Here is a 23,863-nt window from a genome sequence, read left to right on the forward strand (position 1 = left end):
AGGGCGGCTTAGCCCTGGGTGATTTCTGCTTTTTCGATGATCACTGCCTCGGATGGTACGTCCTGGTGGCCACCTTTGCGGCCGGTGGCCACGGTCTTGATGCGGTCAACCACGTCCTGGCCCTGTACCACCTGGCCGAATACGCAGTAACCCCAGCCTTGCATGGTTTCGCTGCGGAAATCCAGGAAGTCGTTATCGGACACGTTGATGAAGAACTGGGCGCTGGCCGAGTGCGGGTCCGGGGTGCGGGCCATGGCAATAGTGTAGGTCTTGTTGGACAGGCCGTTGTTGGCTTCGTTTTCGATGGTGTCGCGGGTGTCTTTTTGCTGCATGTCGGCAGTAAAGCCGCCGCCCTGGATCATGAAACCGTTGATGACGCGGTGAAAGATGGTGCCATCATAGTGGCCGTCGATTACGTACTGCTCGAAGTTGGCCGCAGTTTTCGGGGCTTTGTCGGCAAACAGTTCCAGAACGATGTCACCGTGGTTGGTCGTCAGCTTGATCATGTTGTTTATCCTTGCTATCAGGGTTTATAGGTGGCTTTGGTGATAACGACAGGCTCGATAGGCACATCCTGCATGCCACCTATCATGGCGGTGCGGGCTTTGGAAATGCGGTTTACCACATCCATGCCGGCCGTTACCTTGCCAAATACGGCATAACCCCAGCCTTGCGGGGTTTTGCTGCGGTAATCGAGAAAATCATTGTTCACCAGATTGATGAAAAACTGTGCGGTGGCAGAATTCGGGTCGTTGGTGCGCGCCATGGCAATGCTGCCGATCACGTTTTTCAGGCCGTTGTCGGCTTCGTTGGCGATAGGGCTGCGGGTGGGCTTTTGCGCCAGCTCGCCATCCTTGATGGCAAAGCCGCCACCCTGGATCATGAAGCCGTCAATCACACGGTGAAACAGGGTGCCGTTGTAGTGGCCGGCTTTGACGTAGGCGACAAAGTTGTCTACCGATTTGGGCGCACGCGCGGCGTCCAGCTCGATGGTAATCAGGCCTTTGTTGGTAGCCAGTTCCACAGTAGGGGCTGCCAGTGCCGACAGCGGCAGCAGCATCAGCAGGGAGCACAGCAGTTTTTTCATGATGAACTAGAGTCCTAGAGTGCGGGCGGCTGGCAGTTTATCACGCCGGCCAGCATGCGGTAGATTGCGCAAGGTCAGGGCAGCTTTCTAAATTAAAAGTGTAAGCTGGCTCAAGATTTCTATTTGATGTCCGATAAGCCGATGTGGCTATAAAATGATTTGGATACTCGGCGGAGCGAAATAATGAAGAATATCACCCGAATGATTCCCGGCTTGCTGGCCATGACCGTGCTGTCGGCCTGCGCCTCTGCGCCTGCGGCCAACACTGCGGGTGAGGGCTGGTCTGTGGTGGCGGTAGCGCCGGCCGCTGCCGATGCGCACGGTGCGGTGACTACTGCGCCGGCGGTGGGCGGCAGCCACGAGCAGCCAGGTATTTCGCGTCAGCCGGTTATGTCTCCGGGCGGGGTAATGATGGGTGGAGCCTATGCCGGCCCGCTGGCGGACCCGCCGGTAGAGCATAAGCAAGAGGCGTTCAATGCCCTGCGCATCCGCGTGGTGGGCTATGGTGCGCCGCCAAACAGCAAAGAGCTGTCGCCGGTGCAGCGCCGTCTGCTGGCCATGCGCGCCTCGCAGCTGGATGCCTATCGTGCCGTGGCCGAGCAGGTACAGGGCTTCAAACTGTCCGGCAGCAGCTCGGTGGGTAATCTGGTCACGGTCAACGACACCTTCCGTGTGTACGTGGATGCCTATCTGCGCGGCGTGCGTTTGCTGTCTACCGAGTTCAAGGCCGATGGCAGCAGCGAAACCATTGCCGAAGTGGTACTGGATGAAGGCTTCTTCAAAGCGTATCGTACCGCTTTGGTCAGCGCGGGCGATGTGGCCGCTGCAGCGCGGGTGATGCCCGCCGCAGACGGCAGCAAGCTGGGTTGTACTGATAGTGGCTGTGTATACGGCGGGGATTTCTACGTTTCGCACTAGGACATGATGCGACCATCCATTCTGTTACGCGCCGCCTGCTGGGCGGCGTTTGTTTTCGCGCTACCGGGCGCGCAGGCCGAGGTATACCAGGCCGAGGGCGTCGCTTCGCTGGAAGCTGGCCGCGTGGCCGCGCGCGAGGCGGCCATCGGCGATGCCCTGCGCCAGATTGCCATTACCCACCGTGGCGGCATGCTGGCGTCCAGCCAGGTTGTGGCTGGCCTGCAAACGGCGGAAAGCATGATGCTGGGGCCGTTGAGCTTGCCGGGTAAAACACGCGTCTTGTCCGAGACCCTGCGCGATGGCCTGTTGCTGGTGCGGGTAGAGCACGATACCGATGCCGCCGACGGCGAGCAGAAGGCCGATGCCTGCCAGCGCGCTGCCATGCCGCCAGGGCGCTTTCTGGCGCGCCGTATCGTTACCAGCTATTTCCAGCTGGAGCGGCCGGCTGACGCCAGCGATCTGGGCAGTATTGCCACCTGGTTTCCGGGCGAGCTGGTAAGGCTGTTCAACCTGCGCCGAGAAACCCAGGCGCTCTACGCCGGTGGCATGTCTGTTTTTCCTGGCGGGCGTATGCAGGAAGCCACGGCAGCTGCCGAAACAGTGCGCGAAATCGGCCGCCGCGAGGGGGCGCAGTTTGTGCTGGCCGGGCGCATTATCGATACCGCGGTCACCCGCCGCGAGCCCCGTGTCGGCGTGTTTGGCAGTGGCGCTGCCAGCGGGCAGGGCACGTACTATACCGGGCCGCTGGCAGGCTTGCTGGGCATGTCGGTGCGCAACGTGCCGGTCGAGCGCCGTTTCGAGATCGAATACTGGCTGTACGACACCCTCAGTGGCGGTGTCTTGCTGCGCGACAGCTTGCGCCGTGTGGCGCGCGGAGACGTTCACACGCAGTCCAGCCGCGTGTTTAACGTTGATGCCATGGCGCAGTCGGAGTACGGGCAGGCCATGGGTCAGGTGCTGGAAGAAGTCGCCGCCAAGGTGTCCGGTGCGGTGCAGTGCCTGCCGTTTGCCACGCGCGTAGCCCGAGTAGAGGGCGACAAGGTGTATCTGTCCGCTGGTGCGCTGGATGGCCTGGCCGTGCGCGACCGCCTGGTAGTGTACAAACCGCGCCCGGCTACCGAGATCCGCCGTATCGATGGCGAGGTGCTGGGGGTGCCCGAACTGCAGCTGGGCGATGTGGAAATCGAGCAGGTACAACCCCGCTTTGCCGTGGCCCGTTTGCGTAACGGAAAACTGAAAGTGGACGTAGGTGATTGGGTAAGGTTCCCGGTTTTGCCTAAATAATGCTGAAATGCGAAATGGTGTTGATAATGGTTCTCTTCACTGTTTATACTCGGCCCCCATGTTGATACACCTTGCCCTTGCCGGGCAATGCACAAGGAGTGGGTCATGAAGAAACAAGTAATATTGGCTGCAGTACTGGCAGCGTTCAGTGGTGTGGCCATGGCCGAAGAAGTCACGCTGTACACCGCGCGTGCCGAGCAGCTGATCAAGCCGATTCTGGAAGCCTACGAGAAAGAAACCGGCGTGAAGGTGAATGTAGTCAGCGGCGGCGAAGGCCCGCTGATGGAACGCCTGAAAGCGGAAGGCACCAATACCCCGGCCGATATTTTCATGACTGTAGACGCCGGCAACCTGTGGCAAGCCAGCAATATGGGCCTGTTCCAGCCGGTAAAATCGGCTGCGCTGACGGCCAACATTCCGCCCAACCTGCGTGACCCGGCGGGTAACTGGTTCGGCCTGTCCGTACGTGCCCGTACCATTTTCTTCAACAAGAAAACCGTGAAGCCGGAGCAGCTGTCCAGCTACGAAGACCTGGCCGACGCCAAGTGGAAAGGCCGCCTGTGCCTGCGTACTTCCAAGAAGGTGTATAACCAGTCGCTGGTGGGTACCATGATCGCCGACAAAGGCGTGGCCGCTACCGAAAAAGTGGTCAAAGGCTGGGTAGACAACCTGGCTGCGCCGGTATTTGCGGACGACACCAAGATGCTGGAAGCCATCGACGCTGGCCAGTGTGACGTGGGCATCGCCAACACCTACTACTACGGCCGCCTGCTGAAGAAGAGCCCGAACCTGCAAGTGGGCATTTTCTGGGCCAACCAGAAGCAGAACGGCGTACACGTTAACGTGTCCGGCGCCGGTGTGACCAAGCACGCCAAGAACCCGAAAGGTGCAGTAAAGCTGCTGGAATGGCTGTCGTCCGAAAAAGCGCAGAAGCTGTACGCCGATATCGACATGGAGTTCTCGGCCAACCCGAAAGTGAAAGCCAATGCCACCGTGGCATCGTGGGGCAGCTTCAAGTCTGACCTGATCAACGTATCCGAAGCCGGCGCCAAGCAGGCTGAGGCGGTGAAGCTGATGGACCGCATGGGCTACAAGTAAGCCTGAACCTGCCGGTAGATGGCAGATAGGCGGGGGCGCTGCGGCGCCCCTGTTTTCTTGTGGTTCCCTTTTTCTGCTGCGCTGTCTTTTCTTCATGGCGCAGCTGCAACGATAATGCTTCCTTTTCTTGCCCTTTTATTGCCATGAGCCGCCTGCACACGCTTGTGATCCCTTGGCTACTGGCCTGCCTGATTGCCCTGTGCACCATCGTGCCGCTGGGCGTGGTGATGTTGTCTGCCCTGACGCCAGACCCGGCCATCTGGTCGCACCTGATCGAATTCACGCTGCCCGAGCTGTTCAAGAACACCGCCATCATGTTGCTGGGGGTGGGTGCCGGTGTGCTGTTGCTGGGCGTCAGCCTGGCCTGGCTGGTGGCGGTGTACGACTTTCCCGGCCGCCGTATCTTCAACTGGGCGCTGATGCTACCGCTGGCGATGCCGGCCTACGTGATGGCTTTTGCCCAGGTGGGGTTGCTGGAATTTACCGGCCCGGTGCAGACCTGGCTGCGGCCGCACTTCGACACGATGCGCTGGTTTCCCGAGATCCGCAGCAGCTGGGGCCTGGTGCTGGTGATGTCGCTGGCCTTTTACCCCTATGTTTACCTGCTTAGCCGCAATGCTTTTGCCACCATGGGCCGCCGTGCGCTGGAAGTGGGGCAGAGCCTGGGCTTGTCGCGCAGCCAGGGTTTCTGGCGCATCGCCCTGCCCATGGCGCGGCCGTGGATTGCCGGCGGGCTGATTCTGGTGGTGATGGAAAGCCTGGCCGACTTTGGTACCGTGGCGGTGTTCAATTACGACACCTTTACCAGTGCCATCTACAAGGCCTGGTTTGCGCTGTTTTCGCTGGATACCGCCAAGCAGATCGCCTCGTTGCTGGTGATGCTGGTGTTTGTGGTGCTGGTGCTGGAGCAGCGCAGCCGTGGCCGCCGCGCCTATGCCCAGGCCGGGCGTGCCGCACCGCAGCCCCGCTTGCCGCTGCCAGGCTGGCGCGGCTGGGTGGCCACGTTGGCCGCAGGCAGCGCGCTGCTGCTGGCTTTTGTCATTCCCATGTTGCAGCTGGTGTATTGGGCGTCGCTGGATTTTGCCAACCAGTTCAGCAGTGATTTCCTGGGCTACGCCTGGCGTTCGGTCAGCCTGTCGCTGATCGCCGCCGTGCTGGTTACCGCTATTGCGCTGGTACTGGCCTACCTGGTGCGGCGCCAGGGCAGCCAGGCCATGCGCAACCTGGCGCGGGTGGCCACCATGGGCTACGCCATCCCCGGTACCGTGCTGGCGGTGGGGGTGTTTGTGCCGGTGGCGTGGCTGGATAACCAGATCATTGCCGCCATGGGCTGGCAGGGCGAAGTGACGGCGGTGCTGAAAGGTACGCTGCTGGCCATGCTGCTGGCTTTTGTCGCGCGCTTTCTGGCGGTGGCGTACTCGTCGGTAGACACCGCCATGAACCGCATTACCCGCAGCCACGACGAGGCGGCGCGTAATCTGGGTTATTCGGGCTGGGCGCTGCTGCGCAGGGTGTATCTGCCGCTGTTGTCCGGCGGCCTGTTTACTGGCGTACTGATGGTGTTTGTCGATGTGATGAAAGAGATGCCCATCACCCTGATGACCCGGCCTTTCGGCTGGGACACCTTGTCGGTACGTGTTTACAACATGACAGCCGAGGGCATGTGGGACCAGGCAGCGCTGCCGGCCATTGCCATCGTGCTGGTGGGGCTGATTCCCACCATCCTGCTGTCGCGCCAACGGGATGTTGCCTGATGAGTGCATTGCTAGAGTTACAGTCGGTGTCGCAACGTTATGGCGACAAGGCCGTGGTCAATGACATGAGCTTTACCCTGCAGCAAGGCGAGATCGCCTGCCTGCTGGGCAGCTCCGGCTGCGGCAAGACCACTGTGCTGCGCTGTATCGCGGGTTTCGAGCCTTTGGCCGGTGGTGAGATCCAGCTGGCAGGCCGCCGTATTGCCAGCGTGGCCAGCAGCGTACCGGCGCACCTGCGCCAGATCGGCATGGTGTTTCAGGATTACGCGCTGTTTCCGCACCTGAATGTGCAGGAAAACGTGGGCTTTGGCCTGGGCAAGCTGGGCCGCAGCGAGCGCGAGGCGCGCGTGATGGCGGTGCTGGACGTGGTAGGGTTGGCCGCGTACGCGCAGGCCTTCCCGCACGAGCTGTCCGGTGGCCAGCAGCAGCGTGTGGCGCTGGCGCGGGCACTGGCGCCCAAGCCCCAGCTGCTGTTGCTGGACGAGCCGTTTTCCAACCTGGATGTCGACCTGCGCGAACGCTTGTCGCGCGAAGTACGCGAGATCCTGAAATCGCAAGGCACCACCGCCATTCTGGTTACGCACGACCAGCACGAAGCGTTTGCCATGGCCGATAAGGTGGGGGTGATGCACCAGGGCCGGCTGCAGCAGTGGGCGCCGCCGTACGAGCTGTACCATGAACCGGCCAGCCGTTACGTGGCCGACTTTATTGGCCAGGGTGCCTTTGTGCCGGGCAAGGTAACCGGCCCGCGCTGTGTCACGCTGGAGCTGGGCGAGTACTGTAGCGCCGTGCCGCGCCAGTTTGCCGACGGCGATGAGGTAGACGTACTGCTGCGCCCGGACGACGTGGTGCACGACGATGCCAGCCCGGTAACGGCCAAAGTGCTGGGCAAGGTATTTCGCGGCTCCGAGTTTCTGTACACGCTGCAGCTGGATTCCGGCCAGCAGGTGCTGGCACAGGTGCCCAGCCATCACAACCACGCCATTGGCGAGCCTATCGGTATCCGCCTGGAGCTGGATCACCTGATTGCATTCCGGCGACAGCCGGCCTGATGCACCGTTGCGGCCAACCTTGTGGTGTGAAAGGTTGGCCGCAGCGTAATGAACAAGGCCCCGCGCAACTGCGCGGGGCCTTGTGCTGGGTGGCAGAGCCTGGCTTGAATCAGCCCGACAGCCAGCTGTTAGGGTGCGCCTCCAGCCAGGTCTTGATGGACTTGGCGTCGTTCACGCGCGCGGCCGAGCCGTTGGCCGCCAGCAGTACCACGATCAGGCGCTGGCTGCCCATGGTGGTTTCCATCACCAGGCAGCGGCCGGCTTCTTCGATGTAGCCGGTTTTGGACAGGCCGATATCCCACTCGCCTTCACGTACCAGCGGGTTGCTGTTTTTGTAATGCAGCACGCGGGTGGCGCTGGGGTGGGCAATGTATTCGTGGGTGGTAGAAAACTGGCGGATCAGCGGGTACTGGTAGGCCGCTTTCACCATGCGTACCAGGTCCATGGCGGTGGCACTATTGCGCATGTCCAGGCCGGTGGCGTCATGGAACACCGCATTGCGCATGCCGATGCTGCGCGCCTTCTGGTTCATTTTGGCAATGAAAGCCGCCTTGCCGCCGGGGTAGGTGCGTGCCAGCGAGGCCGAGGCGCGGTTTTCCGACGACATCAGTGCCAGCAGCAGCATTTCGCGGCGGGTGAGGGTGGAGCCCACACTCAGGCGCGAGCTGGTGTTTTTCAGGCGGTCGACTTCGTCCTCGGTGATGGTGATGGGTTCATCCAGCGACAGGCCGGCATCCAGCAGCACCATGGCGGTCATCAGCTTGGTGATGGACGCAATGGGCTGGGTTTGTAGCGGGTTTTTTTCGTAAACCAGCTTGCCGGTTTGCGAGTCTACTACCGCTACCGACTGGGAATTCAGCCGCGGGCTACTGGTCAGTGCCTGTGTTTGCAGGTTTACAGGCTGGGCGGCATAGGCCACCATGCTGCTGGCGGCAAGGCAGCCCAGCAGTGCAAAGGTTCTGAGCATCATTCATGACTCCGATGCAGTGTTCATACGGCAGGCAAGACGCTGGCAGGGCGGTATCACACCCGGTGATGCGCAAAAGCGCCGTGTCTTGGCACGGCCTGTCAGGCTTGCCCTGTTATTGGTTTATCGAGCACTTTTATTTTAAATTGATTCCCTTGCTTTGTCCGGCTTTACTTTTAGTCAAAACACACAAGTTATGCGTTAAATGCCGGCACGAAGCGTGACAAATGAGTGAAATTCCATGGTAGTCAGCTATCCAGGCAGTGCGTTCAAGCTCCATCAGCCCTTTGCCCCTGCGGGCGATCAGCCGGCGGCCATTGCCAGCCTGGTAGAAGGCCTGTCCGACGGGCTGAGCTACCAGACCTTGCTGGGGGTGACGGGGTCGGGCAAGACCTACACCATGGCCAATGTCATTGCGCAAACCGGGCGGCCGGCCATCATCATGGCGCACAACAAGACGCTGGCGGCGCAGCTATATAGCGAGATGCGCGAGTTTTTCCCCGAAAATGCGGTGGAGTACTTCGTGTCCTACTACGACTACTACCAGCCCGAAGCCTACGTCCCCAGCCGCGACCTGTTCATCGAAAAAGACTCCAGCATCAACGAGCACATCGAGCAGATGCGTCTGTCGGCCACCAAGAGCATTCTGGAACGGCCGGATTGCGTGATCGTGGCCACGGTATCGGCCATCTACGGTATTGGTGACCCGTCCGACTACCACCAGATGATCCTGCACCTGAAAGAGGGCGAAACCACGCCGCAGAAGGATATTGTCAGCCGCCTGGTGGCCATGCAGTACGACCGTAACGACACCGACTTTGCGCGCGGCACCTTCCGCGTGCGCGGCGACGTGATCGACGTATTCCCGGCGGAAAGCAACGACACCGCCGTGCGTATCAGCCTGTTCGACGATGAAGTGGAAACGCTCACGCTGTTCGACCCGCTGACCGGCACCACCAAGCAACGGGTTGGCCGCTTTACCGTGTTTCCGTCCAGCCACTACGTCACGCCGCGCGATACCGTGCTGCGTGCCTGCGAAAAGATCAAGCTGGAGCTGGCCGACCGCGTGGCCTGGTACCTGAAAGAAGGCAAGCTGGTGGAAGCGCAGCGTATCGAGCAGCGCACGCGCTTTGACCTGGAAATGCTGTACGAAATGGGCTTTTGCAAGGGTATCGAAAACTACTCGCGCCACTTTTCCGGGCGCGAGCCCGGTGGTGCGCCACCAACGCTGATCGACTACCTGCCCAAGAATGCGCTGATGTTTATCGACGAAAGCCACGTGACCGTGCCGCAAGTGGGCGCCATGTACAAGGGCGATGCAGCGCGCAAGCAAAACCTGGTGGATTACGGTTTCCGCCTGCCGTCGGCGGTGGACAACCGCCCGCTAAAGTTTCATGAATTCGAGCAGCTGATGCCGCAAACCGTTTTTGTCTCGGCCACGCCAGCCGATTACGAAAAAGAGCACGCCGGCCAGGTGGTGGAGCAAGTGGTGCGGCCAACCGGCCTGGTAGACCCGGTGATCGAGATCCGGCCGGTCGCGACCCAGGTAGACGACCTGCTGTCGGAGATCCATTTGCGCATCGGGCGTGGCGAGCGCGTGCTGGTGACCACGCTCACCAAGCGCATGGCCGAGCAGCTGGCCGACTACTACACCGAGCACGGCATCAAGGTGCGCTACCTGCATAGCGATATCGACACCGTAGAGCGAGTGGAAATCATCCGCGACTTGCGCTTGGGCATGTTCGACGTGCTGATTGGCATCAACCTGCTGCGAGAGGGCCTGGATATCCCGGAAGTCAGCCTGGTCGCCATTCTGGATGCCGACAAGGAAGGCTTTCTGCGTAGCGAGCGCAGCCTGATCCAGACCATAGGCCGCGCCGCGCGTAACCTGCACGGTAAAGCGCTGCTGTACGCCGACCGCATTACCAACAGCATGCAGCGCGCCATCGATGAAACCGAGCGGCGCCGTAACAAGCAGATGGCTTTCAACGCCGAGCACGGCATCGTGCCGCAAGGGGTGAGCAAGAAGATCAAGGACATCATCGACGGTGTGTACCAGAACGAGCCGGTGGACAAGAAAGCACTGGCCGAAAATGCCCGCATTGCCATGCTGGATGAAAAGGCGCTGGCCAAAGAAATCAAGCGCCTGGAAAAAGACATGATGGAAGCGGCGCGCAATCTGGAGTTCGAAAAAGCCGCCAAGCTGCGCGACGAACTGAAAGCCTTCAAAGAGAAGGCCTGGATGAACGGTTTGTAAGCCGCCTGCCTGTCAAGGTTGGCCGCAAAAGGAAGGTTATGGAGAAAAAGCGCATTCTGATGGTGTGCATGGGCAATATCTGCCGCTCGCCTACGGCAGAGGGGGTGATGCGCAGCATGTTGTTAAAACATGGCTTGCAAGACCAGCTTGAAGTAGACTCCGCCGGCACGCATGCCTATCACATAGGCGAGGCGCCTGACTTACGCAGTACGCACGCTGCTTTGGCGCGCGGCTATGATTTGCGCCGGCAGCGCGCGCGCCAGGTGTGTGCCGACGATTTCGAACGCTTTGACTATATATTGGCCGCAGACCGTGCCAACCTGGCCAGCTTGCAGGCCTTGCGCCAAAAAGGCGTGACGCCGCAATTATTGTTGTCGATATTGGGTACAGAGGCCGATGTGCCGGACCCCTACTACGGTGGCCCGCAGGGTTTCGAGCAGGTGCTGGATCTGATAGAGCAGGCATGCGAGGCGTGGTGTCTGGCGTTTTGCCGCAAGGCAGGGCCGGTGTAGAGTTTGTTTGCCGCAAAATGACTAAGGGAAAGTATGGCCCTCGATAAAAAAACAGCTGCGTCCAAGCCCATAGAGGTGGCCCCCAGCCATAGTGCCGACATGATTTTGCCGCGCCAGCCGGGCAAGCTCTCGCTGGGTAGGCAAACCGTCATCGTGATCGGCTCGTCCACCGGTGGTACCGAGGCGTTGCGGGTATTGCTGACGGCCTTGCCGGCAACCATGCCGCCTATTGTCATCACCCAGCACATGCCGGAAATGTTCACCAAGTCGTTTGCTGTGCGGCTGGATGCCCTGTGCAAGCTCACTGTAAAAGAAGCCGAAGACGGCGAGCGCCTGCAGCCGGGCCATGTGTATATCGCCCCCGGTCACTCCCATTTGCTGGTCAAGCCAGCCAGTACCATAGGCTACGCCACCAGCCTGCACCACGGCGTGCCGGTGAACCGCCACAAGCCGTCGGTGGATGTGCTGTTCCGTTCTGCGGCCAACGTGATCGGCAAAAACTGTATCGGGGTGATTCTTACCGGTATGGGGCGTGATGGCGCGGCAGGTATGGCCGAGCTGAAAGAGGCCGGTGCGCACAATATCGCGCAGGACGAAGCCTCTTGTGTGGTATTCGGTATGCCCAAGGAGGCGATTGCCTGTGGTGGTGTGCACGAAATCTTGCCCCTGTCGGCGATTGCTGGCCGTCTGGTAGCGCTGTGCGCGGGCCGTGCGCACGCGGACTAAGTTTTACGGATGTAGAAACACATGAAACGATTGCCGGTACTGGTAGTAGAAGATGACGCCGACCTGCGCGAGGCGCTGGTAGATACGCTGGAGCTATCCGGCTTCAGCGTGGTAGAGGCCAGCGATGGCGAAACGGCACTGGATGTATTGCGCCGCGAGCCGGTGGGTTTGGTGGTGTCCGACGCGCAGATGCAGCCCATGGATGGCTACACGCTGTTTACCCACGTGAAAGACCGCTACCCCGGCTTGCCCTTCGTGCTGATGACCGCCTATGGTGTGATCGAGCGGGCTATCGAGTTGCTGCGTGCTGGTGCCAGCCATTACCTGCTCAAGCCGTTCGAGCCGCAGCGCCTGATCGACGAGGTCGAGCGTTTCTTGCTGGATGCGCCCGAGGTGGCTGCCGAATCCATGGTGGCCGAATCGCCAGCCATGAAGCAGATCGTATCGGTAGCCAGCCGGGTGGCACCCAGCGACGCCAGTGTGCTGATTACCGGCCCTAGCGGGGCGGGCAAAGAGGTGCTGGCCCGCTTCATGCACCAGCATTCGCGACGCAAGGACGGCCCGTTTGTGGCGGTAAATTGTGCAGCCATCCCGGACAACCTGCTGGAATCCACCCTGTTTGGCCATGAAAAAGGCGCGTTTACCGGTGCGGCCACCGCGTTGCCTGGCAAGTTCGAGCAGGCGCAGGGCGGGACGATCTTGCTGGATGAGGTCACTGAAATGCCTTTGCCTTTGCAGGCCAAGCTGTTGCGCGTGCTGCAGGAGCGCGAGGTGGAACGTGTGGGTGGCCTGAAAACCATCAAGCTGAATATCCGTGTGTTGGCCACCAGCAACCGGGATATCCAGGCTGAGGTGGCTGCAGGGCGGTTTCGTGAAGACCTGTATTTCCGCTTGAATGTCTTCCCGCTGAATCTACCCGGCCTGGCTGCCCGCCCGGAGGATATCTTGCCTTTGGCACGAAAATTGCTGCGTAAACACGGTGATGCGATGGATAAGCCGCGATTGGTGCTAGGTAGTGATGCCGAGCGAGAATTGACGGCCTATAGTTGGGGAGGTAACATCCGCGAGCTGGACAATGTAATGCAAAGAGCGGCAATTCTTGCCGCGGGCGCGGAAGTTTCTGCCGCCGACCTGATGCTGAACGTTGGCCTGTTTGCCAAAACTGTTACCGCACCAGAAGCAGCACAAGAGGCGCCGCAAGAAACCGATATGCGTTCGGTGGAGAAACGGCATATTCTGGATGCGCTGGCAGCAACCGGTGGTGCAAAAAAGCTCGCGGCCGAAAGGCTGGGTATCAGTGAGCGCACCTTGCGGTACAAACTGCAGCGCTATCGCGAAGAAGATGGAGAGTCTGTCTAGGCAGATTCTTTAACGGGTAGAGGTCAACATGTCTACGCAAGGCATCAATCAGTTGCTGGGTGAGCTTCGAGCCATGTCCGCGCTTGCCGCTGGCAAGCAGGCACCTGCGGCCGAAGAGACTCCGGAAGTTGATTTCTCTAATGTGTTGAAGTCCACGCTGGAGCAAGTCAACCAGGTGCAGCAAACATCACAAGAGCTGCAAAAGCGTTTTGAGCTGGGTGAAGAGGGGGTCGACATCCAGGATGTGATGGTGACGATGCAGAAAGCCAGTCTGAGCTTCCAGACCATGGTGCAGGCCAGGAACAAGCTGGTTTCGGCTTATCAGGAAATCATGAATACGCAAGTGTAGCGCTGCGCTGCCCCGGTTTGGCTTGCAGCGGAAGATCAATAACGAAACAACCACTGTATGGCTGATCTGGTAGACAACGCTGCGCCTGCCTGGAAAGTGCGCCTGAATGAAGTGCTAGAGCGCTTCAAGGCCCTTCCCAACAATAAAAAAATTCTCTTCTTCACCGCTGTCGCAGCGGTGTTGTCTATTGCTATTGCCCTTTTTGCGTTCAATCGCGAACCTGCTTATAAAGTCCTGTTTACCGGCTTGGCCGACCGGGATGGTGGCCAGATCACTGCATCGCTGCAGCAGATGAATGTACCGTACCAGATCAGCGACGGTGGGGTGATTTCGGTACCTAGCGACAAGGTCTACGACGTACGGCTCAAGCTGGCAAGCCAGGGCTTGCCCAAGGCCGGCGGGGTGGGCTTCGAGCTGATGGACAAGCAGAAATTCGGCATCAGCCAGTTTGCCGAGCAGGTGAACTACCAGCGTTCCATCGAGGGCGAGCTGGCCCGTACCATTGAATCCGTCGGCGTGGTGGAAACGGCTCGCGTGCATCTGGCCATGCCCAAGCAAAGCGTGTTTGTGCGTGAGCAGCAGTTGCCTACTGCCTCGGTCATGCTGAGCATGCGTGGCGGGCGCATTCTGGATGCCGGCCAGATCGCCGGTATCTTGCACCTGGTTTCCAGCTCGGTGCCCAATCTGCCGGTGCGCAATGTGTCGATTGTCGACCAGGATGGCAACCTGTTGTCCAGCCTGCCGGACCTCAATAATGCCTCTGGCCTTGATCGCCGCCAGCTTGACTACGTGCGCCAGATCGAAACCGACTACGCCAAGCGCGTCGAAGTTATTCTGGAGCCCATCTTTGGCAAGGGTAATGCCCGTGCGCAGGTCACTGCCGCGGTGGACTTTGCCGAGGTAGAGCAGACCTCGGAAACCTATCGCCCCAATTCCACGCCCAACCCATCCGCCACGCGCAGCCAGCAGATTGTCGAATCGCTGGGCAAGGACGCCAGCCTGCCTTCTGGCGTGCCGGGTGCCTTGACTAACCAGCCGCCGTCAGCGGCTTCTGCGCCGCTTACCTTGCCGCCAGGCGCCGCCCCGGGTACGGCGACACTGTCCGGCCTGCCCATGGGTACGGCATCGGGCACCACACACCGGGAAATTACCACCAACTACGAAGTCGACAAGACCATCCAGCACACCAAGATGCCCAAAGGGAACATCAAGCGTCTGACGGCTGCCGTGGTGGTGAACTACAAAATGGTGCCGGATGCCAATGGCGAAGCCAAACCGACACCGCTGACAGACAAAGAGTCCGCCCAAATCCAGAGCTTGGTACAAGAGGCCATCGGCTACAATAAAGAGCGTGGTGATTCGGTTAACGTAGTAAATGCCAGCTTTGCCGATGCTGTACCGGTCACCACGGCGAAGGATCGTGCACTGGATTTCATCAGTGCCAATGCGGGTGAGCTGATCAAGTATGGTTTGTTTGCTCTTGCCGTGTTGTATCTGCTGTTTGGTGTGGTGCGTCCTATCATGCGGGATGTGGCCAAGCCGCCTGTGCCAGACACGCCAGAGGATGCAGAAGAAGCCGCTGCGGCTGGCGGGCGTCTGCTGGCTGTGGCCGGCGAGGATGGCGAAGAGGGAGGCCAGGCCGGTGCAGAAGGCGGCGCCGGTGGCGGCGATAGTGGCGATCCGAAAGAGCAAGCCCGTCGCCAGTACGAGGCCCATCTGCAGGCTGCGCGTGATCTGGTGAAAGCTGACCCGCGCATGGCAGCGCAGATCATTAAAGAATGGATAACGTCAGATGAGTGATGCCGGTATTCGTCGCAGCTCGGTGCTGCTGTTTAGTCTGGGCCAGGCCGAGGCCATTGAGGTATTCAAGTACCTGGGGCCCAAGGAAGTACAGAAGCTCAGCCTGGCTATGGCGGGCTTGAGCAACCTGAGCCACGAGGAAGTGGAAAAGGTGGTTGGCCAGTTCCGCGAAGAGTGCGCGGCCAGGGCCAACTTCGGTGCTACTGACGAGTACCTGCGCAATGTGCTGGTAGAGGCGCTGGGGCCGGATAAAGCGGCCAACCTGCTGGACAAGATTTTGCAGGGCAACGATCACAGCGGTATCGAAAGCCTGAAGTGGATGGACCCCTCATCCGCGGCGGACCTGATTCGCAACGAGCACCCACAGATTATTGCCACCATCATGGTACATCTGGACCCCGACCTGTCCAGTGCCATCCTGGCCTACTTCCCGGAGCGCATGCGTAACGAGGTGCTGATTCGTACTGCCACGCTGGAAGGCGTACAGCCACAGGCGCTGCGCGAACTGAACGACGTGCTGACCCAGCTGCTGTCCGGCTCCGACCGCGTGAAGAAGAGCGCGGCCGGCGGTGTGGGCATGACGGCCGAGATCCTGAACTTCCTGGGCTCCAACGTGGAGGCGTCGGCGCTGTCGTATATCCGCGAGTACGACCCCGAACTGGCGCAGCGTATCCAGGACAAGATGTTCGTATTCGACAACATCCTGGAAATCGACGACCGCTCTATCCAGACTATCCTGCGCGAAGTGCAGTCTGACTCTCTGGTGGTGGCGCTGAAAGGTACCAGCCAGGAGCTCAAGGACAAGATCTTCCGCAATATGTCGTCGCGTGCGGCCGAGATGCTGCGCGACGATCTGGAGTCCAAAGGCCCGGTCAAACTCTCCGAGGTGGAAGCCGAGCAGAAAGAGATTCTCAAAATTGTGCGCAAGCTGGCAGACGAAGGCCAGATCGTGATCGCAAGCAAAGGTGGAGACGAAGGCCTTGTCGAGTAACAACATCATCCCGGCGGAGTCGCTGGGTCAGTGGCAGTCCTGGCGCTTCGGCGAGATCGGGGCGCAGCCCGTCCCGCAGCCCGAAGCCAGCATTGCCGCGACAGAAGCCCCCGCAGAGGGGGTTTCTGCTTTGGACATGGTGGAAGAGGAAGTGGTGCAGGCCGCAGAGGCGGTGCAAGAAGAGGTTTTGCCGCCACCGGCCTACCCGACGGCGGCCGAGCTGGAGGCCATTCATCAGGAAGCCTGGCAGGCCGGGTTTGAAGCAGGCAAAGAAGAAGGCCTGCAGCAGGGCCAGGCCGAGGGGGCGCAGCAGGCATTGGCCGATGCCGCCCAGCAGTTCGAGAGCTACTGGGCGCCGTTGGCCGAGCTGCAGCAGGCCATGGAAACCCAGCTGCAGCAGCTGGGGGCGGCCTTGTCTGCCGAAGTGCTGCAGCTGGCCGTCGGCTTTGCCGAGCAGATCGTCTCCAGCAAGATTGTACTGGACCGCAATGCCGTGCTGCCCGTGCTGCAAGCAGCGCTGGATGAGCTGGGTCATAGCTTGCTGCAGGCTCGCGTGCGCGCGCATCCGGAGGACATGGCCGTGATACAGGCTTTTGCGCAGGAGCGTTTTGCGGCGGTGAGCTGGCAATGGGTGGCGGATGAGGCGGTAGCGCGTGGTGGCTGCGTGGTGGATACCGGCAGCGTCAAGCTAGACCTGACGCTGCCACCAAGGTTGGCCGCATTGCGTCAGGCGCTGGGGTTGCCCGTGCATGATTGACTTGCTGCAAAGCCAGCGTAGCTACCTGGCGGCGTGCCAGCAAACCATCGCCAACACGCCGGCCTGGCTGCCGGAAGGCCAGCTGACGCGTGTTACCGGCCTGGTGATGGAGGCGGTTGGCCTGCGTTTGCCGGTGGGGAGTGCTTGCGAGGTGCAAATTGCCCAAGGCCACAAAGTTGAGGCCGAAGTGGTCGGTTTTGCTGGCGACAAGCTGTTCCTGATGCCGGTGGCCAATATTCAGGGTTTGTTGCCAGGCACGCCGGTGCGGCCATCGCGCAGCATTCAGCCGCCCGCCTACGGGCAGCAGCAGATTACTGCCGAGGTGAATGGGCCGCTGGGCCGCCAGGTGCCGGTGGGCTTGAGTCTGCTGGGCCGTGTGCTGGACTCGCTGGGCCGCCCGCTGGATGGCAAGGGGCAGATTTTTCCCGAGGCTTATTTCCCCCTGTACAGCCAGCCCTTGAACCCCTTGCAACGTACCCCGGTGCGCCACGTGCTGGATGTTGGCGTGAAGGCCATCAACGGCTTGCTGACGGTTGGCCGCGGCCAACGTCTGGGCTTGTTTGCCGGCTCGGGTGTGGGCAAGTCGGTATTGCTGGGCATGATGGCGCGCTATACCCGCGCCGATGTCGTGGTGGTGGGGCTGATTGGCGAGCGGGGGCGCGAGGTGAAGGACTTCATCGAGCACATCCTGGGTGAAGAGGGCCTGGCGCGCTCGGTAGTGGTGGCGGCGCCGGCCGACATGCCACCGCTGATGCGCTTGCACGGTGCCGCCTACGCTACGGCGCTGGCCGAGTACTACCGTGCGCAGGGGCTGGATGTGCTGCTGTTGATGGATTCCGTTACCCGCTACGCCATGGCGCAGCGTGAAATTGCCCTGGCCATCGGCGAGCCGCCGGTCAGCAAAGGCTACCCGCCGTCGGTATTTGCCAAGCTGCCGCAGCTGATCGAGCGCGCCGGTAATGGTGAGGCCGGCGGCGGCTCCATTACGGCTTTCTATACCGTGCTGTCCGAGGGGGACGACCAGCAAGACCCGATTGCCGACTCGGCACGCGCTATTCTGGATGGCCACTTTGTGCTATCGCGCGAGTTGGCCGAATCCGGCCATTACCCGGCTATCGATATCGAGCAGTCGATCTCGCGCGTGATGGTGGACGTGGTGCCGCGCGAGCATATGGATAGCGCCCGCCGTTTCAAGCAGCTGTTCTCCCGCTACCAGCGCAGCCGTGACCTGATCAGCGTGGGTGCCTATGTGCCCGGCTCGGACCCGATGCTGGATGAAGCCATCCGCTTGCATACCCGGCTCACCGGCTTTCTGACCCAGGCGCAGCATGAAAACGTGGATGCCGGCATGACCACGCTGTTGCTGAACGATGTGTTGGCTAGCTAAGGGCTAAGTCATGAGCAAATTTGCCCTGTTGGTACGCCTGGCAACCGACCGCATGGATGCGGCAGCCGAGCGTATGCGCAAGGCGCAGCAGGCGCATGCTCAGGCTGAGGGCACGCTGGAACAGATCAAGGGCTATATCGGTGATTACCAGCAACGCATGCTGGCGCTGGGGCAGACCGGTACCAGCGTGGCGCAATGGGCCGACTATCGGCTGTTTTTGCAAAAGCTGGACGATGCGCGTGAGCAGCAAAGTCGCGAGGTGGACCGCAGCTTGCAGCGCTTTCTGATGGAAAAGCAGGCTTGGCTGCAGCAGCGCAAGCAGCTGAAATCCTACGAGGTGCTGCAAGAGCGGGAAAAAGCCCGCTTGGCACTGCGCCAGCGGCGACAAGAACAAAAGGCGCTGGACGAATTTGCAGCGAGACCCAAGCCCGAATAGCGGTGCGCGCCAGGCTTGCAAGGTGTTGTACTGACTGCATATCTATTGGCATGCTTCATGCTTTAACCACCTCATTCCGTACATGGGGTGCCGGCCATGAGCTTCTCCTTGAAACCCGTATCACACAGTGCCACTGCGGCCATTGCCAGCCAGAGCGCAGCTGCGCCCGCGGCGGGAGCACCTGCGGCTACTGCAGGGGATGGTTTGTTTGCCAGCCTGTTTGCCGGCCAGCTTGGCGAAGGGGGGCAAGGCCAGCAGGCTGACCTGACCAGCCTGCTGGGGTTGCCGGTGGCGACCCCGGCTACGCTATTGCCCGCTACGCCGGGGGTGCATGACACACCGGTCACGCAGGCTGAAGCACCGTTGGCCGCACAGCCTGCCGGTGCCGATGCGGCCATGATGATGCAGATGTCCGGCTTGCTGCAGCCTCCGGCATCGCTGCCCCCGCCCGTACAAGAAAAGCAGGCTTTGCCAGCCCTGGGTGACAGCGCACAGCAGCAACAGCAAGATCAGTCCGGGCAGCCAGACCAGGCATTGCTCGCCGCACAGGCTGGCATGGCTGCTTTGCCGCTTGCCGCGCAGCAAGCTGCGGCACCCGCTAGCCAGCCCGCGCAGGCCGCCATTGTGACGGCGAAGGACGTTGCTCAGGCTGCCAGTGTGGTAGCGCAGGAAGCCACGCAGCCCGCCTTGCCGCCGGCAACACAAGCGCAGCTGCGTATTGATGCGATCGTACCCAAGCGCGATGCCGGAGTCTTGCCGCCTGCAGCTGCGCCGGAGGTGGGCAAGCTGCAGGCAGACAAGGCTGGCCAGACGACCGTGTTGCCGCCGGCACAAACCGTCCCAGTGCTGGCCCAGCAAACGGCTCAGCAAAACAGCTTTACTGCCCGTGATGACACGCCAATGCCGGCTGTTGCGGCATCGGCACGTGGCAAGGCCGACATTCTTCCTGCGGATGTGCGCCTGATGTTCCGCAAGGAAATGCAGCAGGCTGGCAGCACGGTGGCACTCGAGGCGGCAGATGTAGTGGCCGGCCAGCGGCAAATCTTGCCGCCAGCCTTGACCGCTGCCACGCCGGCCGTGGCAGCGCCAGCGTGGCGTATTGACCCGCCCATGGCGCGTACTGCCGAGTGGCAAGCGGCATTTGGCGAGAAAGTGGGCAGCATGGTGTCCATGAAACTGGATAGCGCCACAATCCAGGTTTCGCCAGAGAATCTGGGCCCGCTGGATATTTCGATTCGTTTCGATAGCCAGGAGCAGGCGACGATTTCAGTGGTGGCGGCCACCCCCGAGGCCAAGTCCATTGTAGAGAGCAGCCTGCCGCAGCTGTCGCGCATGCTGGAGCAAAGTGGCATCCAGCTGGGTAATACCCAGGTATCGACCCAGCAGCAAGCTCATCAGCAAGCCCAGCAGCAGGCGCAAGAGCACGCCCGCCAGCAGGCCGGCAGGCCGGGAGGGGGGCGCAACCACGAAACGGCCGGGGAAGCGGTATTGCCCGAGACCGAGCTGGCACGCGCTGGCGTTGCTTCACGCCAAAACGGCCTGAGTATTCACGCTTGATGCTTTAATCTGTGGAAACGCTGTTCAACTGGCTCGGAAATGGGGAAAATACGCTTTAACAATTTCCTCATGACGAGTTAAACCCAAATGGCTGAAAAAGAGAAAAAAGAAGACCCGAAAGCAGCAGCTGCAGGGGCACCGGCGCCGGCCGGCGGCAATAAAAAGCTGATGATTATCGTGATTGTTCTTTTGGTTCTGGTGTTGGCTGCCGTTGGCGGTTTGGGTGCCTATTTGTTCCTGGGTCAGAAGCACGCAGCCGAAGCGGCCGCAGCTGGCGGTGCGCATGGTGCTGCAGCGACTGACCACGAAGCCGCCCCGAAGAAAAAAGAGAAAAAAGAAGGCCCGCCGATTTTCGAAAAAGTAGAGCCATTCGTCGTAAACCTGTCTGGCGGCCCTACCGCGCCCATGCTGCAGCTGGAAATGCAGGCCGAACTGCTGGACGAGCACGCCAAGACAAACTTCAAGGCTTACATGCCCAAGATTCGTAGCGCCGTGATTCTGCTGCTGTCTTCCAAAACCGAAGAAGACGTCGCCTCCGCCGAGGGCAAGGTGAAGCTGCGCGCGCAGATCAAACGCATCATGAACGAGTCCATGGATGCCGCCGAAGAGGAGCCGGTGGACAGCGTTCTGTTTACTTCTTTCATTATCCAGCAGCAGTAATACCGTATGGCTGATGAAATCCTGTCCCAGGAAGAGGTCGACGCGCTATTACGAGGCGTCACCGGGGAAGAGGACGACGAAAGTGGTGGTGCGGACAGTGGCGCGGTCCGGTCGTATGATATCGGCCGGCAAGAGCGCATTGTCCGTGGCCGCATGCCAACGCTCGAGATCATCAACGAGCGTTTTGCGCGTAACCTGCGCATCGGTTTCTTCAACTTTATCCGCCGTAATGCCGAGATTTCGGTCGGCCCGGTACGGGTACAGAAGTACAGCGAATTCATACGTAACCTGGTGGTGCCCACCAACCTGAACCTGGTTCACATCAAGCCGCTACGCGGTACCGGCTTGCTGATTTTCGACCCGGATCTGGTGTTTCTGGTGGTGGATAACCTGTTTGGTAGCGACGGACGCTTCCACGTGCGGGTAGAGGGGCGCGACTTTACGCCTACCGAGCAACGCATCATCCAGAAAATGCTGGAAGTGGTGTTTACCGAGTACCAGAAAGCCTGGGAGCCGGTATATCCGATCGAGTTTTCCTACCTGCGTTCCGAGATGAATACCCAGTTCGCCAACATTGCCACCCCTACCGAGGTGGTGGTGGCGGTCACTTTCCATATCGAGCTGGGTGCCGGTGGCGGCGATTTTCACGTTTGCCTGCCATACTCGATGGTAGAGCCGCTGCGCGACATCCTGGCCAGTACCATGCAGGCTGACCGTACCGAGGTGGATAACCGCTGGGTCAACCTGATGCAGCGGCAGGTGCAGGCTGCAGAGGTAGAGCTGGTGGCCACGCTGGCAACGGCCAAAATCAGCCTGGGCCAGATCCTGAACCTGAAAGAAGGGGATGTGGTCATGGTGGATATACCGGAAAAAATTGTCGCAGACGTATCGGGCATCCCCGTGCTGGAGTGCAGTTATGGCACGGTTACCGGTAACTACGCACTGAAAGTAGACGCAATCCTGGCTGGCGCGCACGATCTGGCCGACCTGCCCAATGGAGAGAACGAAGATGGCTGAAGAACAAGCCTTTGACCCGGATTCTGTTGCGGGTGCTGTTGACGACAGTGGCGACGCGGGCGTGATGGACGACTGGGCAGCGGCCATGGCCGAACAGGAAGTCGCGGAAAGTGCGGCTGCTGAGGTGAAGACAGCCAGCTCGCTGTTCCAGGACTTCTCCGGCGCAGCTGGTGCACAGTCGGTACCACAGAATCTGGACATGATTCTGGATATACCGGTACAGCTCACGGTGGAGCTGGGGCGTACCAAGATCGCCATCCGTAACCTGCTGCAACTGGCGCAGGGCTCGGTGGTGGAGCTGGACGGTCTGGCCGGCGAGCCGATGGACGTGCTGGTAAACGGCTGCCTGATTGCCCAGGGCGAGGTGGTGGTGGTAAATGACCGTTTCGGTATCCGCCTCACCGATATCATTACACCTGCCGAGCGTATTCGCCGCCTGCAAAAATGAAACTGAAACCTACGCTGTGTGTTTTGCTAGCCAGCCCGGCCTGGGCGGCCCCTCCGGTAGAGGGGCCTTCGCCTTTCTGGAGCATGGTACAGATGGTGTTTGGCCTGCTACTGGTGTTGGGGCTGATTTTTGCTGCCGCCTGGCTGTTCCGCCGTTTTACCATGGGCAGCATGTTGGGGCGCTTTCAGCCTGCTCGCGTTGTGAGCGGGGTCATGGTGGGCCCGCACGAGCGCGTGGTGATTGTCGAGCTGGGGGGCGAGTGGCTGGTATTGGGCGTAACATCCCGCAGCGTCAATCTGCTGAAAACCATGGATAAACCGCCGCAGGCCGATGCGGCCAACGTGGCGGCGGCCACGCCGCCATTTGCACAATGGTTGGCCGCAGCCATAGAAAAAAGCCGTAAGCGCCAAGGGGGCGAGGGCGAATGAAAAGAAAGTTCTGGCTGGCGATGCTGCTGTCGCTGGTATTGCCGGTAAGCGCGTGGGCGGCAGGCCTGCCCATGATGAACAGCACCCCGGCACCGGGGGGTGGGCAAAACTATTCGCTTAGCCTGCAGATGCTGTTGTTCATGACGGGCCTGGGCTTTATCCCCGCCATGACGCTGATGATGACGGCGTTTACGCGCATTGTGATTGTGTTGTCGCTGCTGCGCCAGGCGCTGGGTACCATGCAGTCGCCGCCCAACCAGGTACTGATCGGCCTGGCGCTGTTTCTGACCATCTTCGTGATGACACCGACGCTCGACCAGGTCTACAACAAAGCCTGGGTGCCGCTGTCGGAAGACCGTATCAGCTTCCAGCAGGCTGCCGAAGAGGCCGCCACCCCGATGAAGGCGTTCATGCTGTCGCAGACGCGCGAGAAAGACTTGCAGTTCTTTATCGAGATATCGCAGTCACCCGCCCCGGCCAGCAAGGCCGACGTGTCACTGAAAACGCTGGTACCAGCTTTTGTGGTGAGTGAGCTGAAAACGGCCTTCCAGATCGGTTTCATGGTCTTTATTCCATTCCTGATCATCGACCTGGTGGTAGCCAGTATCCTGATGGCCATGGGCATGATGATGGTATCGCCGGTCATCATTTCCTTGCCGTTCAAGATGATGCTGTTCGTGCTGGTGGATGGCTGGGCGTTGGTAATGGGCTCGCTGGTACAGAGCTTTGCCGCCAAGTAGGAGCTGACATGACCCCTGAAACCGTCATTAACCTGGTACAGAACGCGCTGTTTGTGCTGATTCAGGTATCGGCACCGCCGCTGGCCGTGTCGCTGCTGGTGGGTTTGCTGGTCAGCATCTTGCAGGCGGCGACCCAGATCAACGAAATGACGCTGACTTTCATCCCCAAGCTGCTGGCCATGTTTCTGGTGCTGGTGCTGGCCGGGCCGTGGATGATGACCACCCTGCTGGACTACATGACGCGCCTGTTCCAGAGCATCCCCAGTGTTATCGGCTAAG

Annotated in this window: 25 protein-coding genes; 22 read left to right on the forward strand and 3 right to left on the reverse strand. The window is 60.5% G+C overall.

The annotated features are described in order from the left end of the window. Positions 1 to 8: 8 nt before the first annotated feature. Positions 9 to 506, reverse strand: a complete 498-nt coding sequence (locus PQU95_RS02445; RefSeq protein ID WP_272750525.1) for a peptidylprolyl isomerase — start codon at positions 504 to 506, stop codon at positions 9 to 11. A 17-nt stretch (positions 507 to 523) separates the two neighbouring features. Beyond that, a complete protein-coding gene (locus tag PQU95_RS02450; RefSeq protein WP_272750526.1) occupies positions 524 to 1,087 on the reverse strand; it encodes a peptidylprolyl isomerase in 564 nt (187 codons plus the stop codon). A gap of 183 nt (positions 1,088 to 1,270) precedes the next feature. Here PQU95_RS02450 and PQU95_RS02455 point away from each other — a divergent pair, with 183 nt between their 5' ends. The 5 genes from PQU95_RS02455 to PQU95_RS02475 all read left to right on the forward strand — a co-directional run bounded on the left by PQU95_RS02455 (position 1,271) and on the right by PQU95_RS02475 (position 7,193). Beyond that, entirely contained in the window at positions 1,271 to 2,005 is a 735-nt protein-coding gene (locus tag PQU95_RS02455; protein WP_272750527.1) for an LPP20 family lipoprotein, read from the forward strand. A gap of 3 nt (positions 2,006 to 2,008) precedes the next feature. Next, positions 2,009 to 3,289, forward strand: coding sequence for a flagella assembly protein FlgT middle domain-containing protein (locus PQU95_RS02460; protein ID WP_272750528.1), 1,281 nt, complete (start codon positions 2,009 to 2,011; stop codon positions 3,287 to 3,289). A gap of 105 nt (positions 3,290 to 3,394) precedes the next feature. Beyond that, complete coding sequence (locus PQU95_RS02465) at positions 3,395 to 4,387, forward strand: extracellular solute-binding protein (RefSeq protein WP_272750529.1); 993 nt, start codon at positions 3,395 to 3,397, stop codon at positions 4,385 to 4,387. A gap of 164 nt (positions 4,388 to 4,551) precedes the next feature. Beyond that, positions 4,552 to 6,141: an ABC transporter permease gene (locus tag PQU95_RS02470; protein WP_373321363.1), complete on the forward strand. Its 1,590-nt coding sequence runs from the start codon at positions 4,552 to 4,554 to the stop codon at positions 6,139 to 6,141. Continuing rightward, positions 6,141 to 7,193: an ABC transporter ATP-binding protein gene (locus PQU95_RS02475; protein ID WP_272750531.1), complete on the forward strand. Its 1,053-nt coding sequence runs from the start codon at positions 6,141 to 6,143 to the stop codon at positions 7,191 to 7,193. The genes PQU95_RS02470 and PQU95_RS02475 overlap by 1 nt, the downstream gene beginning before the upstream one ends. 109 nt (positions 7,194 to 7,302) lie before the next feature. On the opposite strand, the gene pbpG is transcribed toward PQU95_RS02475, so the two are convergent. Next, positions 7,303 to 8,163 carry a D-alanyl-D-alanine endopeptidase gene (gene pbpG, locus PQU95_RS02480; protein WP_017508815.1) on the reverse strand — a complete coding sequence of 287 codons (861 nt, stop codon included), beginning with the start codon at positions 8,161 to 8,163 and terminating at the stop codon, positions 7,303 to 7,305. 238 nt (positions 8,164 to 8,401) lie between these two features. Here pbpG and uvrB point away from each other — a divergent pair, with 238 nt between their 5' ends. The 17 genes from uvrB to fliQ all read left to right on the forward strand — a co-directional run bounded on the left by uvrB (position 8,402) and on the right by fliQ (position 23,862). After that, positions 8,402 to 10,417 carry an excinuclease ABC subunit UvrB gene (gene uvrB, locus PQU95_RS02485; RefSeq protein WP_272750532.1) on the forward strand — a complete coding sequence of 672 codons (2,016 nt, stop codon included), beginning with the start codon at positions 8,402 to 8,404 and terminating at the stop codon, positions 10,415 to 10,417. Positions 10,418 to 10,455: 38 nt separating this feature from the next. Then, positions 10,456 to 10,929: a low molecular weight protein-tyrosine-phosphatase gene (locus PQU95_RS02490; protein ID WP_272750533.1), complete on the forward strand. Its 474-nt coding sequence runs from the start codon at positions 10,456 to 10,458 to the stop codon at positions 10,927 to 10,929. Between the two features lie 33 nt (positions 10,930 to 10,962). Next, entirely contained in the window at positions 10,963 to 11,655 is a 693-nt protein-coding gene (locus PQU95_RS02495) for a chemotaxis protein CheB (RefSeq protein ID WP_272750534.1), read from the forward strand. A gap of 21 nt (positions 11,656 to 11,676) precedes the next feature. Next, positions 11,677 to 13,014: a sigma-54-dependent transcriptional regulator gene (locus tag PQU95_RS02500; RefSeq protein WP_272750535.1), complete on the forward strand. Its 1,338-nt coding sequence runs from the start codon at positions 11,677 to 11,679 to the stop codon at positions 13,012 to 13,014. A gap of 28 nt (positions 13,015 to 13,042) precedes the next feature. Next, positions 13,043 to 13,363, forward strand: a complete 321-nt coding sequence (gene fliE / locus PQU95_RS02505; protein WP_147685628.1) for a flagellar hook-basal body complex protein FliE — start codon at positions 13,043 to 13,045, stop codon at positions 13,361 to 13,363. A gap of 57 nt (positions 13,364 to 13,420) precedes the next feature. Further along, the gene (gene fliF / locus PQU95_RS02510) at positions 13,421 to 15,163 is read left to right on the forward strand and encodes a flagellar basal-body MS-ring/collar protein FliF (protein WP_272750536.1); all 1,743 of its coding nucleotides are present in this window, start codon (positions 13,421 to 13,423) and stop codon (positions 15,161 to 15,163) included. Continuing rightward, positions 15,156 to 16,154: a flagellar motor switch protein FliG gene (gene fliG, locus PQU95_RS02515; RefSeq protein ID WP_147685632.1), complete on the forward strand. Its 999-nt coding sequence runs from the start codon at positions 15,156 to 15,158 to the stop codon at positions 16,152 to 16,154. The genes fliF and fliG overlap by 8 nt, the downstream gene beginning before the upstream one ends. Further along, positions 16,144 to 16,911 carry a FliH/SctL family protein gene (locus PQU95_RS02520; RefSeq protein WP_272750537.1) on the forward strand — a complete coding sequence of 256 codons (768 nt, stop codon included), beginning with the start codon at positions 16,144 to 16,146 and terminating at the stop codon, positions 16,909 to 16,911. The genes fliG and PQU95_RS02520 overlap by 11 nt, the downstream gene beginning before the upstream one ends. After that, on the forward strand, positions 16,904 to 18,298 hold the full coding sequence (fliI, locus tag PQU95_RS02525) for a flagellar protein export ATPase FliI (protein WP_272750538.1): 1,395 nt from the start codon (positions 16,904 to 16,906) through the stop codon (positions 18,296 to 18,298). Before PQU95_RS02520 ends, fliI begins: the two co-directional genes overlap by 8 nt. Before the next feature lie 10 nt (positions 18,299 to 18,308). Then, a complete protein-coding gene (gene fliJ / locus PQU95_RS02530; RefSeq protein ID WP_272750539.1) occupies positions 18,309 to 18,734 on the forward strand; it encodes a flagellar export protein FliJ in 426 nt (141 codons plus the stop codon). A 96-nt stretch (positions 18,735 to 18,830) separates the two neighbouring features. Then, positions 18,831 to 20,291: a flagellar hook-length control protein FliK gene (locus tag PQU95_RS02535; protein ID WP_272750540.1), complete on the forward strand. Its 1,461-nt coding sequence runs from the start codon at positions 18,831 to 18,833 to the stop codon at positions 20,289 to 20,291. 87 nt (positions 20,292 to 20,378) lie between these two features. Further along, on the forward strand, positions 20,379 to 20,951 hold the full coding sequence (locus PQU95_RS02540) for a flagellar basal body-associated FliL family protein (RefSeq protein ID WP_272750541.1): 573 nt from the start codon (positions 20,379 to 20,381) through the stop codon (positions 20,949 to 20,951). Positions 20,952 to 20,957: 6 nt separating this feature from the next. Next, positions 20,958 to 21,968 carry a flagellar motor switch protein FliM gene (gene fliM, locus PQU95_RS02545; RefSeq protein WP_147685645.1) on the forward strand — a complete coding sequence of 337 codons (1,011 nt, stop codon included), beginning with the start codon at positions 20,958 to 20,960 and terminating at the stop codon, positions 21,966 to 21,968. Further along, positions 21,961 to 22,416 (forward strand): flagellar motor switch protein FliN, encoded by a 456-nt coding sequence (gene fliN, locus PQU95_RS02550; protein WP_373321364.1) that lies wholly within the window; start codon positions 21,961 to 21,963, stop codon positions 22,414 to 22,416. The genes fliM and fliN overlap by 8 nt, the downstream gene beginning before the upstream one ends. Further along, a complete protein-coding gene (gene fliO / locus PQU95_RS02555) occupies positions 22,413 to 22,844 on the forward strand; it encodes a flagellar biosynthetic protein FliO (RefSeq protein ID WP_272750542.1) in 432 nt (143 codons plus the stop codon). The genes fliN and fliO overlap by 4 nt, the downstream gene beginning before the upstream one ends. Continuing rightward, positions 22,841 to 23,584: a flagellar type III secretion system pore protein FliP gene (gene fliP / locus PQU95_RS02560; RefSeq protein WP_227302936.1), complete on the forward strand. Its 744-nt coding sequence runs from the start codon at positions 22,841 to 22,843 to the stop codon at positions 23,582 to 23,584. Before fliO ends, fliP begins: the two co-directional genes overlap by 4 nt. 8 nt (positions 23,585 to 23,592) lie before the next feature. After that, a complete protein-coding gene (fliQ, locus tag PQU95_RS02565; RefSeq protein ID WP_272750543.1) occupies positions 23,593 to 23,862 on the forward strand; it encodes a flagellar biosynthesis protein FliQ in 270 nt (89 codons plus the stop codon). Position 23,863 lies beyond the last annotated feature (1 nt).

It is taken from the genome of Vogesella aquatica (genome assembly GCF_028548455.1).
GTDB classification, from domain to species: Bacteria; Pseudomonadota; Gammaproteobacteria; order Burkholderiales; family Chromobacteriaceae; genus Vogesella; species Vogesella aquatica.

Coding starts and splice junctions, on each gene's coding strand:
- fliI (WP_272750538.1), top strand. CDS start 16,904: ATGATTGACTTGCTGCAAAGCCAGCGTAGCTACCTGGCGGCGTGCCAG.
- fliO (WP_272750542.1), top strand. CDS start 22,413: ATGAAACTGAAACCTACGCTGTGTGTTTTGCTAGCCAGCCCGGCCTGG.
- PQU95_RS02540 (WP_272750541.1), top strand. CDS start 20,379: ATGGCTGAAAAAGAGAAAAAAGAAGACCCGAAAGCAGCAGCTGCAGGG.
- PQU95_RS02495 (WP_272750534.1), top strand. CDS start 10,963: ATGGCCCTCGATAAAAAAACAGCTGCGTCCAAGCCCATAGAGGTGGCC.
- fliE (WP_147685628.1), top strand. CDS start 13,043: ATGTCTACGCAAGGCATCAATCAGTTGCTGGGTGAGCTTCGAGCCATG.
- fliF (WP_272750536.1), top strand. CDS start 13,421: ATGGCTGATCTGGTAGACAACGCTGCGCCTGCCTGGAAAGTGCGCCTG.
- fliM (WP_147685645.1), top strand. CDS start 20,958: ATGGCTGATGAAATCCTGTCCCAGGAAGAGGTCGACGCGCTATTACGA.
- fliG (WP_147685632.1), top strand. CDS start 15,156: ATGAGTGATGCCGGTATTCGTCGCAGCTCGGTGCTGCTGTTTAGTCTG.
- pbpG (WP_017508815.1), bottom strand. CDS start 8,163: ATGATGCTCAGAACCTTTGCACTGCTGGGCTGCCTTGCCGCCAGCAGC.
- fliQ (WP_272750543.1), top strand. CDS start 23,593: ATGACCCCTGAAACCGTCATTAACCTGGTACAGAACGCGCTGTTTGTG.
- PQU95_RS02490 (WP_272750533.1), top strand. CDS start 10,456: ATGGAGAAAAAGCGCATTCTGATGGTGTGCATGGGCAATATCTGCCGC.
- PQU95_RS02500 (WP_272750535.1), top strand. CDS start 11,677: ATGAAACGATTGCCGGTACTGGTAGTAGAAGATGACGCCGACCTGCGC.
- PQU95_RS02535 (WP_272750540.1), top strand. CDS start 18,831: ATGAGCTTCTCCTTGAAACCCGTATCACACAGTGCCACTGCGGCCATT.
- PQU95_RS02475 (WP_272750531.1), top strand. CDS start 6,141: ATGAGTGCATTGCTAGAGTTACAGTCGGTGTCGCAACGTTATGGCGAC.
- PQU95_RS02465 (WP_272750529.1), top strand. CDS start 3,395: ATGAAGAAACAAGTAATATTGGCTGCAGTACTGGCAGCGTTCAGTGGT.
- PQU95_RS02455 (WP_272750527.1), top strand. CDS start 1,271: ATGAAGAATATCACCCGAATGATTCCCGGCTTGCTGGCCATGACCGTG.
- PQU95_RS02460 (WP_272750528.1), top strand. CDS start 2,009: ATGATGCGACCATCCATTCTGTTACGCGCCGCCTGCTGGGCGGCGTTT.
- fliN (WP_373321364.1), top strand. CDS start 21,961: ATGGCTGAAGAACAAGCCTTTGACCCGGATTCTGTTGCGGGTGCTGTT.
- fliP (WP_227302936.1), top strand. CDS start 22,841: ATGAAAAGAAAGTTCTGGCTGGCGATGCTGCTGTCGCTGGTATTGCCG.
- PQU95_RS02450 (WP_272750526.1), bottom strand. CDS start 1,087: ATGAAAAAACTGCTGTGCTCCCTGCTGATGCTGCTGCCGCTGTCGGCA.
- uvrB (WP_272750532.1), top strand. CDS start 8,402: ATGGTAGTCAGCTATCCAGGCAGTGCGTTCAAGCTCCATCAGCCCTTT.
- fliJ (WP_272750539.1), top strand. CDS start 18,309: ATGAGCAAATTTGCCCTGTTGGTACGCCTGGCAACCGACCGCATGGAT.
- PQU95_RS02445 (WP_272750525.1), bottom strand. CDS start 506: ATGATCAAGCTGACGACCAACCACGGTGACATCGTTCTGGAACTGTTT.